A 15,144-nucleotide genomic window follows, 5' to 3' on the forward strand; every position below is an offset into this window, starting at 1 on the left:
CTTCTCATTTGAGAAGACTATTTTTTTCATTTATTAATTGTTCCACAGCTGGAATGTCAGCAGGAGCCCATTTTAGAGAGCTTAGATTCTCTCCCTTTAACCATATCAGTTTAGAATGCTCATTGGCCGTTGGGGTACCTTCAATAATTCTACATTTTATAGACAATAAATTAATTATAAAGGTTTCATATTCATGCGTATTATCATTAAAGATTGAAGTCTCTGTTTCAACCTTACATTTTAATTCTTCATCAATCTCTCTTTTTAATGCAGTAAAAATATCTTCGCCTTTCTCTACTTTTCCACCTGGGAATTCCCACATGTTCGGGATGCTCATATCTGGAGAGCGTAACGCACATAGTATTTCATCTTTTTCATTTTCAATAATGGCTGCAACTACTTTAACTTGCTTTTTCATGTTATCCTCCTATAGGTTTGCTATGATTAAATAATATCATGATTAAGTGAGGTTTGTGATAAATACAAAATCCCACTTATACAACAATCGGTAAAGCATACTTGAAAAAATGAAAGTGTTTAGAAAATAAGAAAATTCGAGAGATTTCACTCTTCATATATTGAGGGAGTTAGTTCTACCCTGGAACATTTAATTTTTACACCCTATACAAAAAGGCCGACCATTAACAATGGTCAGCTTTATAATAGGAGGATTGGGAGAGTTCGTCTATTAAGGATTAAATTTGTAAACTATCAAGTAAGTTTTTTGCGGAGTATCTTATATTTGCACATTCTGTTAAAAGATGTTCTGCAATTTTTTTTGTTTTTAAATCTTGAACATTGAGACAAAGGTAATATGCAATACTAGCAAATATATCGTAATTTTTCCAGCCGTTATATCCAGTAGCCTCAGCAAAATTTTCCATCATCGAATCCATTATTTTTTCTTGATAAAAACTTTCAAATTTTAATATCAAACTACCAAAATGGGAAAGTTGATGTGTAACAATAAATTTAGATAGTGTATCATTATTAGCTAAATCTATTACAAATTCATGTACTTGGCTGTCATATTGATTGTTCAAAATTTTATTTAATGTACTTTTCCGAGTTTCTTCTTGACCTTGGTTTTTTAAAATCATTTCAATCTCAGTGATGATTTCGGTGCATGATGAGTACCTTAATGTTTTATCTCGACAAGTACAACGTTCAACAATTGATTTTAATTTATGATTAGGATTAGTTTCGTTGTGCAACATTACAAAATCAATAATTTTTCCAATTGAAAAAATATCACTTTTTTGATCTAGTTTTGTGAAATCAGAAATTGCTAATGGGTCCACAAAAAGATGATTATTTTTCTCTGTAAAAGAAGATTTCATGCTTCTTTCAATAGACAAATCCTTACTTAATCCAAAGTCACAAACTACAAATTCATTATTTATTTTTAAAACATTTCCTAAATGTAAATCTCTATGAATAATTGATTTTTCATGTGCATATTTCATCCCTTTTAACAAATCCATAATAATTTTTAATTTTACTTCAAGAGATATTTCAAGTTGATCTTTCAGAAAATCATATAAATTTTTTTCTCCTTGTTCCATTAAATAGGTATTATTTTCAGGGTTAAATTCATAAACGTTTAATATTTGAGGACAGCCACTTAATTTCTTCATATTCTCATATTCGTATTGCATTCGTTTGTTTAATTTCTCGTCGTTTAAATATAGCGGTTTTAATTCTTTTCTTAAAATACCTTCTTTAACACGAACTACATTACAGTATGAACCAGAATCAAGAATATCATTTGGTACTACAATTAGATAACCGTATTCTGGAATTTCTAGTTTTACATTATTTTTTTTGAGGACATTAGATACTTTTTGAATAATAAGTTTACACTTTTCTTCATTAACCTTAGAGTGTTTTAGAATATTTAGTATATTGCCCAATACCTTTAATCGTTTATTTTCGTCTACATTTTTATATTGGTCTACTAAATAAATATCATCAGTAAATTTAAATCCACCATTATCATGGAAATAATCTACAATATCTAAATAATCAATGGAAAGAACAGAGCTCTCAAAGTACCAATCTAAAATTAGTCCATAATAATTCCAATTGGTTTCAGTTGTTTTTCCTTCCCAAAATTCTTGGTCAAAATAGCTTAATATTTTTTCGTATTTTTGAATAGTTAACACAGTGTCATTCCTTTTTGAAAAACCGTACTTTAAAAATATTCTATCATAGTTGTTTGGAATATTCAGGATATATTTATTTGTTTCATGTAATTAATTAGCAGTTTTTTCTTTAGGGTACCTGCCAATGTGAATATTGCTGATGAAAAGAGTTCATTCATTAATTATTATTTTACCTAGTTCTATAGTAATTTTCAGCTGTGTAAATAGGCCAGCTCCAAAACGGCACACCTTGTGAAATAATGTAGCGGTCTAAAAAGATTTCAAAATTAAGATTTAGAGATGAAAGTTCTGTAAACTCCAGAATATTAAGGTAATTTGGATCCCCAACCTTTAGTTTTTCTGTATCTAATATGAGATAACAATCACCCAATAAATGCCCAATAGGAAGCCCAAGTCCCTCCATTAACTCAAGTTCTTGAGCTTCCTTTACTTCATCTAAACTAAATAAATGGAGGCCGCCCCCTATGTTAATATCTTCTTCTGCGATCAATTCATATATTCTTGCCCCATTATGGAGTGTTAAGAAGGCCTTATAGTCTTCAGGAAGCTTGATGTTATTTTCCCTTTCAAACATTTCAATTTCAGTTGATTGTATTGGAGCATTAAAAGAACAAGAAACGTTACCAACTTCACCTTCGTGTGATATTGTCTTCATTTGGTCGTTGTTATCCAGCAATTTTTTAAGTCCAGATAGGGTGTTATGTATAAAATGACTCAATTCGCTTGTCCCTCCAAATCAAATTAATATGAAGCCCGCCAGAGTTACTGTTTGTTGATGGAGTCATCTTGGCAATGGAAATAAATTAGACATTGAATTTGTTCCGCCACAGTTTAATGGCGATTCATGATGTATATCATTTTGATGTGGAACATGCTTTATTGAAACAGAAATCAAAAGTAAAATCAATCAATGGTTTCTGCAGTTGTTTTTCCTTCAGTTGGAGCGTAATTATAGAATGTCATTCCCGCTGACCCAAGAAGAATGGTGGCTACTAGAACACCAGTAACCCACATGATGATTTACTTTTTCATATTTTCACTCCTTAGATGCTATCGTTTCATTGCTCTTACCTACTTAATTATTAATAATATCATGCAAAAATTAATTGTAAAATAATTACTTTTTAGGGAGCGGTTTTTTAAAATCAAAACAAAAAAGAACAGCCGACGTCAGGCTGTCCTCTTCAGTCTCCACATTATCTTCATGATACGTGCCTACCAACCTCTGATAAAAAACTTCCAGAGTTATTAATCATCCATTAAGGATGAATCGTAACCGGTGTCCCGATTGGAACAATCCTTGATAATTCCTCCACGTCCCGATTATGCATGCGAATACAGCCTTTTGAGACGGCTTTACCAATCGAGCTGGGGTCATTCGTTCCATGAATGCCGTAGTGCTCCTTGGATAGACTCATCCACATTGTACCGAATGGGCCTCCGGGGTTGGGGGCTTTATTAATGATGATGAATTGTCCTACTGGTGTACCGAACAGCATTCTTCCAACGGCGATTGGATATTGTTTCTGCAATACTCCATTTTTTAGCAGTCTTAGCTTACGGTTGTTAACGGACACATCGATCTGAAATGGAATGGTATCAGCAGGTGGAAAACCAGGGATCATGATGGGTTGACCAGGATTAATGACATTTGGGTTTATGGTCGGGTTGGCAGCGATGATTGCCGATAGCGGTTTCCGGTAGTCCCTGGATATCTGTGTCAGTGTTTCGCCTGGTTTAACTGTATGAATCAGTCTGAACACCTCCATAGGTTATAGTTGTCATGTTTCATTCTATGTGATTTTTCAAAAGTGTTTCGTAACTCGTCGTAAGCTGTTATCTATTTTTAATAAAACTTATATGTTAAGTAACTAAGCCGAAAAGAAACCGAAATGAACATTTGATAAAATAAGTTTTTATGGAGATGGATTTTTGTTAGTTAAAGAGGGGGAATAAAGGTGGAGGAACATGTGAAAAAGGCTTTAGTAGAATGGAATGAAGAAATTAGTGATGTGTTAAATGGGATAGAAAAAGAGTATGATGAAGTTAAGCGTGAACTTCAGGTTTATTCCTATAAATTCAATATTACCAAACAGGTTGTACAATCCACTATTAATGATGAAATTATTCGAAGCATCCGCGAGCTCTATCATAAACCTTTTGAACAAAAATTGAACGAATTGAAAGAATCGATAAAAGAGCTGGAAGAAAAGAGAAAGGTTTTTCAAATGTTTGTCGATAAAATCGAAAAGGTTAGTGAAAGAGAAGAAGGAAAACCGCAAATATCAGTCATATAAGGCAGCGAGGAGCAGGATACTCTACCATTCTATACACAAAAACCATGGCAGCGAATATAACTGCTTTTTTTTGATGGAATTGCCAAAAGCGGCCCCTTGTTTACCCCAACATCAACCCGGGTACACTATCCTATAAAAAGGAAATGGGGGAGTTCTATGTGGAATGCGGTTTTTTGGGGAGGGGTTTCGGGTTCTGCCGTCCTGCTTGGCGCACTTGCCGCAATCTTCATACCGATCAAGAAAAACATCATTGGCTATATCATGGCTTTTGGTACGGGTGTATTGATTGGCGCCGCGGCATATGAGCTGCTTGCTGATTCGGTGAGTGATGGTGGAATCTGGGCGACGGGGATCGGATTCATAGCAGGGGCCGGCGTGTTTACTGCCTTGGATTTTCTTATTTCCAAAAAAGGTGCGGATAAAAGGAAACGGTCCAATAATAACTCTTCGAAGGAAGCGGGCCTAGCCATTTTCATCGGAACCGTGATGGATGCCATACCGGAGTCGATAATGATCGGCGCAAGCTTAATAAGCGGTGGCTCGGTAAGCTGGCTATTGGTCATTGCCATCTTCATCAGTAATATTCCGGAGGGGCTCTCAAGTACAACAGGTTTGCTCAAAAGTGATTACTCCAAGAAGAAAATCATGCTGCTGTGGTTTTCCGTCCTGATCATTTCGGCATTATCCTCGATGTCGGGCTATCTATTCCTCGATCATGCCCCGGACTATGTCCTGGCAGCGATGGCAGCCTTTGCAGGCGGGGGAATCATCGCCATGATCGCCTCAACGATGATGCCTGAAGCATATGAAGACGGAGGGCCGATCACGGGCATATTCACCGCTGCTGGCCTGCTTATATCTTTGGTTCTGGATTCGATGTGAAAATGTCCCTTTGGAAGGAAGGGGCAATTTTTTTGTGAAAATTCTATCATAGAAGGAAATACACAAGGAATCTATCTCGGAAAAAGAATTGTTGGTGTTAAAATATCATTTCAAATCATACACTCTTCATATAGATTTTAGACATTGAGGAGATGTTAGAAATGAACTTCGAGATGCAAATAGCGAATATGTTAGCTGATAATTTAAAAGGGTTCATTACTTTTGTCCGGGAAAATCATGAAAATGAAAACAACTGCTTTTGTTTAAATAAAGATAAATTGTATCAATTGAAGCTTCTTGTTGACGAGTTTAAATTTCAAGTATTGGCAGATGAACTTAAACGAATCAATCGGTTTACCTGGGATGAAAACTACACGCATTTATTAGTTGATAGATTCAGAAAAGGGATGGAGATCATTGAAGAGTACGTTGAAAATAACTACAGCGATTTATTCATTTTCACCGCTAGACTTTACACATTGAATAGTCTCAGCTTAACCTTTTGCAAGGAGGAAGAATCAATAGTCCGCTAACTTGGGCATCCGCGAATAAAAGAAGAGCACATATCATCGTATATAATATGTGCTCTTCTTTTATTTTTTTATAGGGATAGGTGACCAAAAAGATTCTAATTCTTATATATGCTCCGAGCCCGCTCTTATTTGCTTGGCATCGTAGAGATATATTTTTTAACCACTTCATACACATATTCTTGATTGGCTGCTGCAGTATTAGGGTTATATTTACCGCCGTTCACTTTATTATTGGATAGCACTCGTATACCTAAGAAGGGCACATCGTAAGCTTTGGCGATTTGTGCTGCCGAAGCTCCTTCCATTTCTTCCACGGATGTACCATATTTCGTATGGAACCACTTAATCCGATCCACTTCATTATTCCAAACGTCTGCAGAACCGATAGTACCATCGACAACCTTACCTTTTGTGTAAGTGTCTTTAACTGCATGAGCAGCTGCGAGTAGATCCTTATCTCCCTCGTAGAAGCGTGGTTTTTCAGCGTTAGGATCTTCTCCTGCACTTCCTTCAGAAGCCATTAGGTCCATTGGTTTCCATATGGTTGGATCGATTCCTTCGTTTTCAGCTTTATCAGCCGTTTTTAATGAACCTAGGTTTACCGTTCTTTTTCCTAAAACAATATCAAAAACGTTTAAGCTTGGATCATGTCCGCCTGATGTCCCTTGATTGATGATGGCAATAGGGTTATATCTTTCAATGGCCAATGCTGTAGCGGCAGCTGTGTTTTCCATCCCTTTACCTGTTTTGGCAACGATTACAGGATAATTGTCTAAAGTTCCAATATAAAATACAAAATCTCCTGATTTTTCTTCTTTAACATTTTTTAACCTTTTCGCGAAATTTTCAGCTTCAATTGGCATTGGACCTTGAATCATGATAGGCCTTTGAGTCTTTTTTTCGACCGTTTCATTTTTGGAAGCAGAACTGCATGCTGCAATTACCGACACGAAAAGTAAAGCAATGATTCCTAATATAGTATACTTTTTTAACATGTTTTTTCTCTCCTTAAAAACAAATTATCCGATTGTTTGAAACACTCGCAGATATGGTCCAAAGAAAAAGGTCCAGAACGGCAGAATGATTACTGCCTTCTAGACCTACGATAGTCAAAGTATAGATAATCAAGCAAAAATGAAGCGAATGCTAAATCATTAGCTGCTCAAGAAAGCGGGCAGCTGAATATACTTTAACTCGTAGTCTAGTTCTTTCACTGGGAACCAGGTAGAAACGCTCAGACCATATTTCCGAGCATATACGAGTAAATTACGATTATTACTTTGCTAATATAACAAACAAATGATAGATAATCAATAAAAAAGTGAACATTAAAATATAAAAATAATTTAATGTTCGTGTTTAGGGAGTGGTTCGATAAAATCATAATTATAGCTTCTTGTTGAGGAGTTCAAGTTTCAAGTATTGGCCGATGAGCTTAAACGAATCAACAGGTTTACCTGGGATGAAAATTACACACATTTATTAGTTGATAGATTCAAAAAAGGGATGGAGATCATTGAAGAGTACGTTGAAAATAACTACAGCGATTTATTCATTTTCACCGCAAGACTTTACACATTGAATAGCATCAGCTTAACCTTTTGCAAGGAGGAATCTCAATAATCTTCCCACCTATGGATAATATTTTTTAATGAGTGCGGGATAATAATTTACATATGTTAAAATCTAATAGAATTTATCTGAGTATTTAGCGTTATGAATTAATTATTATATTTTACTTTTTCGTTGCGTTTTGGCATCTTTTTGAGATAATCCACAATTAATGCCTCGAATAATAGAGTTAGGAGATGAAACAATGATAGTAAGTGAAGGAATGGCGAGCTTATACAGGACTTTCGAAAGAAATGGTTATGAAAAAGAAAAGGAGACTAGTAAGGCTACAGAATTTAAAAACATCCAAACTGGAGAGGTAATATACTTATTGCCTACTCAAGAGATTGGTGTTGTTTTGGATCCAAAGACAGTAGAAAACAATGAAGATTTTAAAAGTGAAAAGAAGTATCATAGTACTGCATTAAAAAAATTTCCTAAGAGAGTGAATAAAGGCCAAACTCCAATACATTATGGGTATTCTTTTAAATTTAAATCAATAGGTGAGTTAGAGTCCTTTATAAAGAGATTCAATGAGATTTGATAATGCTAAATTGAAATCGCTCTTTTCTCCTTAAACCGAGCCGGATTAGGAATCAGTAATCGGGCTTACTCTAACTAGTTTCCTTGCAAAGGGTTGCAAGTATTTAGGTGATCACCCATAAAAAGATGGCTAAAGCAATTATTGAATAGATGATACCAAGCACTGCTTTCCACTTTGATGAAGCGTTCAACCATATAAAGTAGCTGCTCACTATCATTCCAATTGAAAAAAGCACGCCGCTAATCACTTTCATCCATGTTGCTTCAAAAATTGGTTCGACCAACAAGAATACCAAACTGAGTGCGACTAAACCATATGTAGCGGTAAAACGCTTACTCGATACATCAGTCTTCAGGTCATTTCGTTCTGCTTCTGACATCTTTTTATAACCCCGCCACATCATGAAGGCCGGAATCCCTATAAATAAAGCTAATCGTACAATTGCATCTATATTCATTGAGTCCTCCAGTAATTGCTGTATACCTTCCATATACGTTTGTTTCTAGTTAAAGTTTCAACATATAAGAATGCTGGAAAGGACTCCTTTAACAGAATTATATGACTCCATACCCCTTCAGATCCAATTGTCTAAGGGGTATTTCCATGTCCAAGAGACTAGTTAAAACATGTGCAAGGTTTGGTCAGGGGTTATCATGAACAGTTATCACAACATTTCCCTTTTTATGTCCTAGCTCTACGTATCTATGAGCCTCGGGTATCTGTTCCAGCGGGTAGCGTTTATCAATGACCGATTTTATCTTTTCAGTTTCGATTAGCTCCTTGAGAAATAGTAAATCTGCCGTGAGTACCTTTGCTATTCCTTGCCCTTCAACGGACACGTATCGACCGTTCGGGGTTAGTGCTTTTTTGCATGTGGCTTTTGAGCTTTTCCCGACTGCATCAAAGATGATGTCATATCGCTCTTGTCTTTCCGTGAAATCTTCTTCGGTATAATCAATTACTTTATCGGCTCCCAATGATTTCACCAATCCAAAATTAGCGGCACTGCATACTCCGGTAACTTCTGTTCCAAAGTATTTGGCAAGCTGTACCGCGGAAGTCCCTACAGAACCGGATGCACCGTATATGAGGACTTTTTGTCCGTCCTGGATATTGGCTTTTCTAAAAAAATGCAGAGCTGTCGTTCCACCAAAAGAAACGGCTGCGGCTTCCTCATAGGTCACATTGACGGGCTTTATTGCGATTGCCCCGTCTTCAGGTAAGCATGTGTATTCGGCATGAGCCCCAAAATTCATTCCAGTCATGGCGAAAATCCGGTCGCCTTTTTTGAATTTTTTCACATTGCTCCCTGTTTCCTCTATCTCCCCGGCTAGCTCCACTCCGAGTATCGGTTTTCGCGGTTTTCTAAGCCCCAGAAAGATCCGCATCGGCAGCCATAATAAGAAGGGGCTCTTGAAGCTCCGGACTCTTATGTCCCCTGAAGCGACTGTTGCCGCATGAACCTTCACCAGAACTTCGTTGTCCTTGGGAGTTGGTTTTGCTACCTCTTTGAGTTCCAGTACATCAGGCGAACCGTATTTTGTGCATACCATTGCTTTCATCGCAAGTCTCCTTAGTTTTTGATTCAGTCTTTTAATACTATGATTTAAGCTGAACTATAAAACTACATGTAAACGAAACTGAAGAAACTTCTGAAGAAACGCTAAAAAGCAGTGAGATTTCACCTCCGAAATCCACTGCTTTTACATTTTTTTATATTTACTTGGTGTTTGTAATGTCATTCTGCACTAGACCAACACCTTCATTCAGCATCTTCAATAATTCTTTCAAGGCGAAGGAATGGTAGGCGTCTTTTTTGGTGATGATCCCGAGTTTCCAGTGGAGGTTCGAGTTTTTTAACGGGATGATTTTAACATTTTCGTTGGTTTGCTTATGATAAATCGATCTGGGCAGGAGGGTGATGCCCAGTTTGGATGAGACGAGTTCGATGATCAGGTCCCATTGTGAGCTTTGGTATGAGATTTCAGGGGTGAATCCGTCTTTTACGCATGCCTGGATAATGTAATCATGTAAAGTGAAGTCTTCTGAAAAAAGGATGAATTTCTCGTCTTTCAATTCAGTTAAGGTGACGGCTGAATGGCTGGCTAGTCTGTGCTCTTCATGAAGAAATAAAACGAATTCGTCTTCAATGAAGCGGTAAATATTGAAATTAGCTTCACTGGCAGGCAATACGACGATGCCGAGATCGATTTCACCTTCTTCGACAAGCCTTTCAATCAGCTTTGCTCCCAGTTCGACCAACTCTAGGGAAACTTTCGGATAACGTTCCTGAAAGCTGCGGGCAATTTCCGGGAAAAACAGCGTGCCGATCAACGGAGGGATGCCGATTTTCACAACGCCTGTTGTAACGTCCCTGAGGTCATCCAAAAGTACGTTCAATTCGGATAATGCCGCAAATGCTTTTTGGCCTTGCTGATATACGATTTGTCCGGCATCCGTCAGGCGCAGGTGTCTCGTTGAGCGGTCGAAGAGTTCCACACTCAGTTCTTCTTCGAGTTTTTTGACGGCTTTACTTAAGGAAGGCTGTGTTAAGTAAGAATTGGCGGCGGCATTCGTAAAACTTTTATGTTGGGCCACTTCCATGAATGATTTTAAATCTCGTAATTCCATATCTTTCTCCTATTTATTCGTCATTAGCATAAAGTGTATTCTTATTATTCATTTTACTTATAAATTAAGGAGATGTAAACTATATGAGGATTAAAAAGCAAGTATATATAACCCTATTTTAATAAAATATTCTTTACTGTAAAAGTGTAAGGAGAAAGGGCTTTAGTAGGAGCTGTATTTATGATGTTTTATGTTAATGAATATATTTCCATCCTATCAATCAGCTTATTCATCTTTCTCGAAATGCGGACAAGGTAGGTTTATGAAGTTATTTTAAGATAACAAAAAGAGGGTATCTTTTAGGGTTGAAGCTGCAAGACAAGGATTTTGAAGTCTGCGGCATAAGGGATTTACACATCAAGGGGGAAGCATGATGGAAAGCAAAACTATTTACATCACCTTGGAAAGAGGTGATTTCGAGTGTTAAGTATAATTGTAGGCTTAGTATTGCTGATGGCTTTGGCCTATTTGGGATGGTCCATCATTTGGGTGGCCCCGCTGGTGGCTGGAGTAGTAGCATTGATGAGCGGATTGGATGTATTTGATACGTATACCGGGACGTATATGACCGGATTGGTCGGATTCGTTCAGAAGTGGTTCCCAATCTTCCTGCTAGGAGCGATTTTCGGAAAGCTGATGGAAGAAACGGGTGCAGCGAAATCCGTTGCCAAGAAGGTAACGCAGATCATTGGTAAAAAGAGGGCGATTCTAGGGGTACTGATCGCTTCCGCTTTATTGACATATGGCGGAGTCAGTTTATTTGTGGTTGTGTTTGCCGTTTATCCGATCGCGCTTGCGTTATTTAAAGAAGCAAACGTTACGAGAAGGCTACTTGTTCCCACTTTTGCGCTTGGGGCATTCACTTTCACGATGACGGCCATACCGGGTACACCGCAAATCCAAAACCTGATACCGATGGAGTATTTCCATACGACACCCACTTCAGGCATGATCATCGGTATCGTCACTTCATTGATAATGGCAGTTGGCGGGTATTTCTGGTTATCCTACAGAGAAAGATCTCTTTCTGCTAAAGGAGAAGGCTTCATTGAATCGGATGATGCGGTTACCGGTTCTGAGCAAGACGAAAAAGTACCGAATTGGTTATTGTCCTTGGTTCCGCTTCTTATTGTTGTCCTATTGCTTAACGTTGTGAAATTAGAACCTATCTATGCATTATTATTAGGGGTTCTGAGCATTATGGTCATTAATATCAAGGATTACAAAAAGTTCATTTTCTCTGTTAATGAGGGAGCGAAAGGGTCAGTGATGGCCATCCTGAATACTAGTGCCGCTGTTGGATTCGGAGCTGTCATTGCGGTTATACCTGCATTTGATAACATCACTTCTTGGCTGCTTAATATTTCGAGCAATCCGCTCGTTGCTGAATCTCTTGCCGTACAAATCATGGCAATCATCACTGGTTCAGCTTCAGGAGGTATGGGTATTGCGCTTAATGCACTTGGCGATACTTTTTACAGCTTGTCACAATCGACGGGAATCAGCCCGGATGTATTCCACAGAATGGCGGCAGTCGCTTCAGGTGCATCCATTTTCCCTAATAATGGTGCTCTATTGACGCTATTGGCGGTTACAGGATTGACTCATAAAGAAACATATAAGGATGTTTTCGTGGTTGCGTTCATCATCCCGACCATTGCCATGATCGTCGGCATCATAATGGGTGCCATCGGTATCGTTTAATAAATATCGATATATTAATTAATCTACTCTAGGAGGAATTCATAATGGTTGAAAATAAAGTCGTTATTATTACAGGTTCTGCTCGCGGTATTGGATTTGAAATTGGTAAGCATTTCGCTGAAAGTGGAGCCAAAGTGGTTCTTTCCGACATTAATGAAGAATCGGTGAAAGATGCTGCGGAATCATTGAAAAAACTTGGTTTCGATTCAATTGGAATCAAAGCCGATGTTACAAAAGAAGAAGATATCGTAAATATGGTGAAGGAAGCTAAAGAAACATACGGTTCGGTTGACATCGTGATTAACAATGCCGGGCTGCAGCATGTATCACCAATCGAGGATTTCCCGACTGCTAAATACGAATTGATGATAAAAATCATGCTGACAGCGCCGTTCATTCTAACTAAAGCCGTGTTCCCAATCATGAAAGAACAAGGTTTCGGCCGCATCATTAACGTCTCTTCCATTAACGGTGTTATCGGATTCGCAGGTAAAGCGGCTTACAACAGCGCAAAACACGGAGTGATCGGTTTAACGAAAGTTGCTGCTTTGGAAGGTGCAGAACACGGTATTACTGTTAATGCTTTATGCCCTGGATATGTCGATACTCCGCTTGTTCGCGGACAAATGGCAGACTTGGCGAAAACACGTAATGTTCCGATTGAAGATGTATTGGCAGAAGTCCTTCTTCCATTAGTGCCTCAAAAACGTTTATTGGATGTTAGTGAAATTGCTGATTATGCATTGTTCCTGGCAAGCGATAAAGCGAAAAGCGTAACAGGTCAAGCTGTTGTCATTGACGGTGGCTATACAGCTCAATAATCAATAATTATAAAAAAAATAAAGGTGAACCTTTCTGACAAATTTTAATTTGTCAGAGAGGTTCACTTTTGGCGTATTTTTAACTAGTTTAGGGAAATTATTCAAACTTGGAATATATGTTTAAGGGGGACTTTCATGGACTTAATGATTATATTGCTGGCGCTGGGGCTATTGATGTTTGCAGCCTATCGCGGCTATTCTGTCATTTTATTTGCACCTATCTTTGCACTTTTACCTGTTTTCTTCATTGACCCGGGGAATGTTTTGCCGTTCTATTCCGGCGTATTCATGGAAAAGATGGTCATTTTCATAAAAAACTATTTTCCCGTCTTTTTATTAGGGGCCATTTTCGGGAAGATCATCGAAATGTCGGGAATCGCCGAATCGATTGCGAAGACGATTGTCCGCTTGATCGGTGCCAAACAAGCGATGCTGACGATTGTCCTTTTGGGTGCGATTTTAACCTATAGCGGCGTGAGTTTATTTGTTGCGGTTTTCGCCATTTATCCTTTTGCCGTTCAATTGTTCAAGCAAGCCGACATACCTAAAAGGCTTATGCCGGCTACCATCGCACTTGGTGCATTCACGTTCACGATGGATGCTTTGCCGGGAACTCCCCAAATTCAAAATGTCATTCCTACGTCCTTCTTTGGTACAAACATTTATGCGGCTCCAATACTTGGAATCATAGGCGCCATCTTTGTCTTATCGGTTGGATTGGCCTACTTGGAAAGCAGAAAAAGAAGAGCCAAAAAAGCAGGGGAAGGATATTATGGGCTTGCTGCGAAAAATGCCGCTGATCCTGAACAGGAAAAAGGGGAGCCCGCTCCTGATTTACATTCAAACCAATCTGTATTCCGGCAGATTTTAGCATTCGTTCCGCTTGGGTTGGTTGCCATCATGAATAATTATCTATCTAAAGCCATACCAAACTGGTATCCTGATGGATTTGATTTTTCCGCAATGGGATTAGAAGATTATTCTGTTGATGTAGCAGCGAATGCTGCAATCTGGTCGGTGGAGATTGCACTGATCGTCGGGATCATCACAGCCCTTGCCTATGATTGGAAACGAGTGACGAAAAACATGAAAGAAGGACTGAACAACAGTATTGGCGGCTCATTGCTTGCCGTCATGAACACTGGTTCGGAATATGGTTTCGGCGGAGTCATCGCTGCCCTTCCAGGATTTGCGAAGATCAGTGACGGGATATCCGGTGTGTTCTCGAATCCGCTTGTCAACGGTGCTGTCACCACTAGTGCACTGGCAGGCATAACAGGGTCGGCCTCCGGGGGGATGGGAATTGCATTAAGCGCAATGGCTGATAAATACAATCAAGCAATCGCCGCGGCCAATATCTCACCTGAAGTGATGCACCGTGTAGTCGCGATGGCATCAGGCGGCATGGATACACTTCCGCATAACGGAGCCGTCATCACCCTGCTTGCCGTCACAGGATTAACGCATAGACAATCGTATGGAAGCATATTCATGATCACCATCATTAAATCATTGGCTGTCTTTGTCATCATTGCCCTCTATACTTGGTTTGGCATTATATAAAATGGTGAATTCACGAGTAAAACTCCAAAACTCACGAGTAAAAGCCTAGAATTCACGATATCGACGAAAATACAGGTTTATCTCCGAATATAGAGATATATCGACGTTACTTGAAGGTTTATCTCCGAAAATGTAGATATATCGACGAAAACTGCAGGTTTATCTCCGAAAATGGAGATATATCAACGAAAATTGCAGGTATATCTCCGAAAATGGAGATATACGAGTAAATCCCCAAAACTTTAGAGTAAAACCCTAAATAAGGTTATTGAGGTATCCAAACTTGATGTTTGGATATCTTTTTTTATACATATTGCAATTTATAAAATATAAAATGTAATATATATGTTGCAAAAAGTTAAATAAATCATATAATAAGGGTAAGCGATGGAA

The 15,144-nt window shown here is 38.3% G+C and carries 15 protein-coding genes and 1 riboswitch; of the genes, 7 read left to right on the plus strand and 8 right to left on the minus strand.

The features are described 5' to 3' along the window. Window positions 1-4: 4 nt before the first annotated feature. The 4 genes from ACWF5P_RS00790 to ACWF5P_RS00805 form a co-directional block, all read right to left on the minus strand. Window positions 5-418, minus strand: coding sequence for a (deoxy)nucleoside triphosphate pyrophosphohydrolase (locus tag ACWF5P_RS00790; RefSeq protein WP_452444472.1), 414 nt, complete (start codon window positions 416-418; stop codon window positions 5-7). A 277-nt stretch (window positions 419-695) separates the two neighbouring features. Next, window positions 696-2,165 carry a protein kinase family protein gene (locus tag ACWF5P_RS00795; RefSeq protein ID WP_452444473.1) on the minus strand — a complete coding sequence of 490 codons (1,470 nt, stop codon included), beginning with the start codon at window positions 2,163-2,165 and terminating at the stop codon, window positions 696-698. 169 nt (window positions 2,166-2,334) lie between these two features. Continuing rightward, window positions 2,335-2,883, minus strand: coding sequence for an SMI1/KNR4 family protein (locus ACWF5P_RS00800; RefSeq protein ID WP_452444474.1), 549 nt, complete (start codon window positions 2,881-2,883; stop codon window positions 2,335-2,337). Window positions 2,884-3,424: 541 nt separating this feature from the next. After that, complete coding sequence (locus ACWF5P_RS00805) at window positions 3,425-3,919, minus strand: L,D-transpeptidase family protein (protein WP_413020404.1); 495 nt, start codon at window positions 3,917-3,919, stop codon at window positions 3,425-3,427. Between the two features lie 204 nt (window positions 3,920-4,123). Between ACWF5P_RS00805 and ACWF5P_RS00810 the strand changes: the two genes are divergently transcribed. From ACWF5P_RS00810 to ACWF5P_RS00820, 3 genes are all read left to right on the plus strand, one after another. Beyond that, window positions 4,124-4,462 carry a hypothetical protein gene (locus tag ACWF5P_RS00810; protein WP_101223228.1) on the plus strand — a complete coding sequence of 113 codons (339 nt, stop codon included), beginning with the start codon at window positions 4,124-4,126 and terminating at the stop codon, window positions 4,460-4,462. Between the two features lie 156 nt (window positions 4,463-4,618). Further along, a complete protein-coding gene (locus ACWF5P_RS00815) occupies window positions 4,619-5,344 on the plus strand; it encodes a ZIP family metal transporter (protein ID WP_101223227.1) in 726 nt (241 codons plus the stop codon). Window positions 5,345-5,505: 161 nt separating this feature from the next. Continuing rightward, window positions 5,506-5,877, plus strand: coding sequence for a hypothetical protein (locus ACWF5P_RS00820; protein WP_101223516.1), 372 nt, complete (start codon window positions 5,506-5,508; stop codon window positions 5,875-5,877). 125 nt (window positions 5,878-6,002) lie between these two features. Here ACWF5P_RS00820 and ACWF5P_RS00825 read toward each other — a convergent pair whose 3' ends face one another. Then, complete coding sequence (locus ACWF5P_RS00825) at window positions 6,003-6,872, minus strand: 5'-methylthioadenosine/S-adenosylhomocysteine nucleosidase (protein ID WP_452444475.1); 870 nt, start codon at window positions 6,870-6,872, stop codon at window positions 6,003-6,005. A 182-nt stretch (window positions 6,873-7,054) separates the two neighbouring features. Further along, window positions 7,055-7,158: riboswitch (purine riboswitch) on the minus strand. A gap of 535 nt (window positions 7,159-7,693) precedes the next feature. Here ACWF5P_RS00825 and ACWF5P_RS00830 point away from each other — a divergent pair. Next, window positions 7,694-8,032, plus strand: coding sequence for a hypothetical protein (locus tag ACWF5P_RS00830; protein WP_452444476.1), 339 nt, complete (start codon window positions 7,694-7,696; stop codon window positions 8,030-8,032). A 103-nt stretch (window positions 8,033-8,135) separates the two neighbouring features. Here ACWF5P_RS00830 and ACWF5P_RS00835 read toward each other — a convergent pair whose 3' ends face one another. The 3 genes from ACWF5P_RS00835 to ACWF5P_RS00845 all read right to left on the minus strand — a co-directional run bounded on the left by ACWF5P_RS00835 (window position 8,136) and on the right by ACWF5P_RS00845 (window position 10,663). After that, window positions 8,136-8,489: a hypothetical protein gene (locus tag ACWF5P_RS00835; protein ID WP_452444477.1), complete on the minus strand. Its 354-nt coding sequence runs from the start codon at window positions 8,487-8,489 to the stop codon at window positions 8,136-8,138. 184 nt (window positions 8,490-8,673) lie between these two features. Further along, window positions 8,674-9,594, minus strand: a complete 921-nt coding sequence (locus tag ACWF5P_RS00840) for an NAD(P)-dependent alcohol dehydrogenase (RefSeq protein ID WP_452444478.1) — start codon at window positions 9,592-9,594, stop codon at window positions 8,674-8,676. A 157-nt stretch (window positions 9,595-9,751) separates the two neighbouring features. Next, window positions 9,752-10,663, minus strand: a complete 912-nt coding sequence (locus tag ACWF5P_RS00845; RefSeq protein ID WP_452444479.1) for a LysR family transcriptional regulator — start codon at window positions 10,661-10,663, stop codon at window positions 9,752-9,754. A 420-nt stretch (window positions 10,664-11,083) separates the two neighbouring features. On the opposite strand from ACWF5P_RS00845, the gene ACWF5P_RS00850 reads away from it, so the two are divergent. From ACWF5P_RS00850 to ACWF5P_RS00860, 3 genes are all read left to right on the plus strand, one after another. Further along, window positions 11,084-12,367, plus strand: coding sequence for a GntT/GntP/DsdX family permease (locus ACWF5P_RS00850; RefSeq protein ID WP_434167727.1), 1,284 nt, complete (start codon window positions 11,084-11,086; stop codon window positions 12,365-12,367). A gap of 44 nt (window positions 12,368-12,411) precedes the next feature. Then, a complete protein-coding gene (locus ACWF5P_RS00855) occupies window positions 12,412-13,188 on the plus strand; it encodes a 3-hydroxybutyrate dehydrogenase (protein WP_101223220.1) in 777 nt (258 codons plus the stop codon). 135 nt (window positions 13,189-13,323) lie between these two features. Beyond that, window positions 13,324-14,751 carry a GntP family permease gene (locus tag ACWF5P_RS00860; RefSeq protein WP_101223219.1) on the plus strand — a complete coding sequence of 476 codons (1,428 nt, stop codon included), beginning with the start codon at window positions 13,324-13,326 and terminating at the stop codon, window positions 14,749-14,751. Window positions 14,752-15,144: the final 393 nt, after the last annotated feature.

The sequence above is a fragment of the Peribacillus sp. NPDC055009 genome (genome assembly GCF_053608705.1).

Coding starts and splice junctions, on each gene's coding strand:
- ACWF5P_RS00835 (WP_452444477.1), bottom strand. CDS start 8,489: ATGAATATAGATGCAATTGTACGATTAGCTTTATTTATAGGGATTCCG.
- ACWF5P_RS00860 (WP_101223219.1), top strand. CDS start 13,324: ATGGACTTAATGATTATATTGCTGGCGCTGGGGCTATTGATGTTTGCA.
- ACWF5P_RS00815 (WP_101223227.1), top strand. CDS start 4,619: ATGTGGAATGCGGTTTTTTGGGGAGGGGTTTCGGGTTCTGCCGTCCTG.
- ACWF5P_RS00855 (WP_101223220.1), top strand. CDS start 12,412: ATGGTTGAAAATAAAGTCGTTATTATTACAGGTTCTGCTCGCGGTATT.
- ACWF5P_RS00825 (WP_452444475.1), bottom strand. CDS start 6,872: ATGTTAAAAAAGTATACTATATTAGGAATCATTGCTTTACTTTTCGTG.
- ACWF5P_RS00830 (WP_452444476.1), top strand. CDS start 7,694: ATGATAGTAAGTGAAGGAATGGCGAGCTTATACAGGACTTTCGAAAGA.
- ACWF5P_RS00790 (WP_452444472.1), bottom strand. CDS start 418: ATGAAAAAGCAAGTTAAAGTAGTTGCAGCCATTATTGAAAATGAAAAA.
- ACWF5P_RS00845 (WP_452444479.1), bottom strand. CDS start 10,663: ATGGAATTACGAGATTTAAAATCATTCATGGAAGTGGCCCAACATAAA.
- ACWF5P_RS00840 (WP_452444478.1), bottom strand. CDS start 9,594: ATGAAAGCAATGGTATGCACAAAATACGGTTCGCCTGATGTACTGGAA.
- ACWF5P_RS00820 (WP_101223516.1), top strand. CDS start 5,506: ATGAACTTCGAGATGCAAATAGCGAATATGTTAGCTGATAATTTAAAA.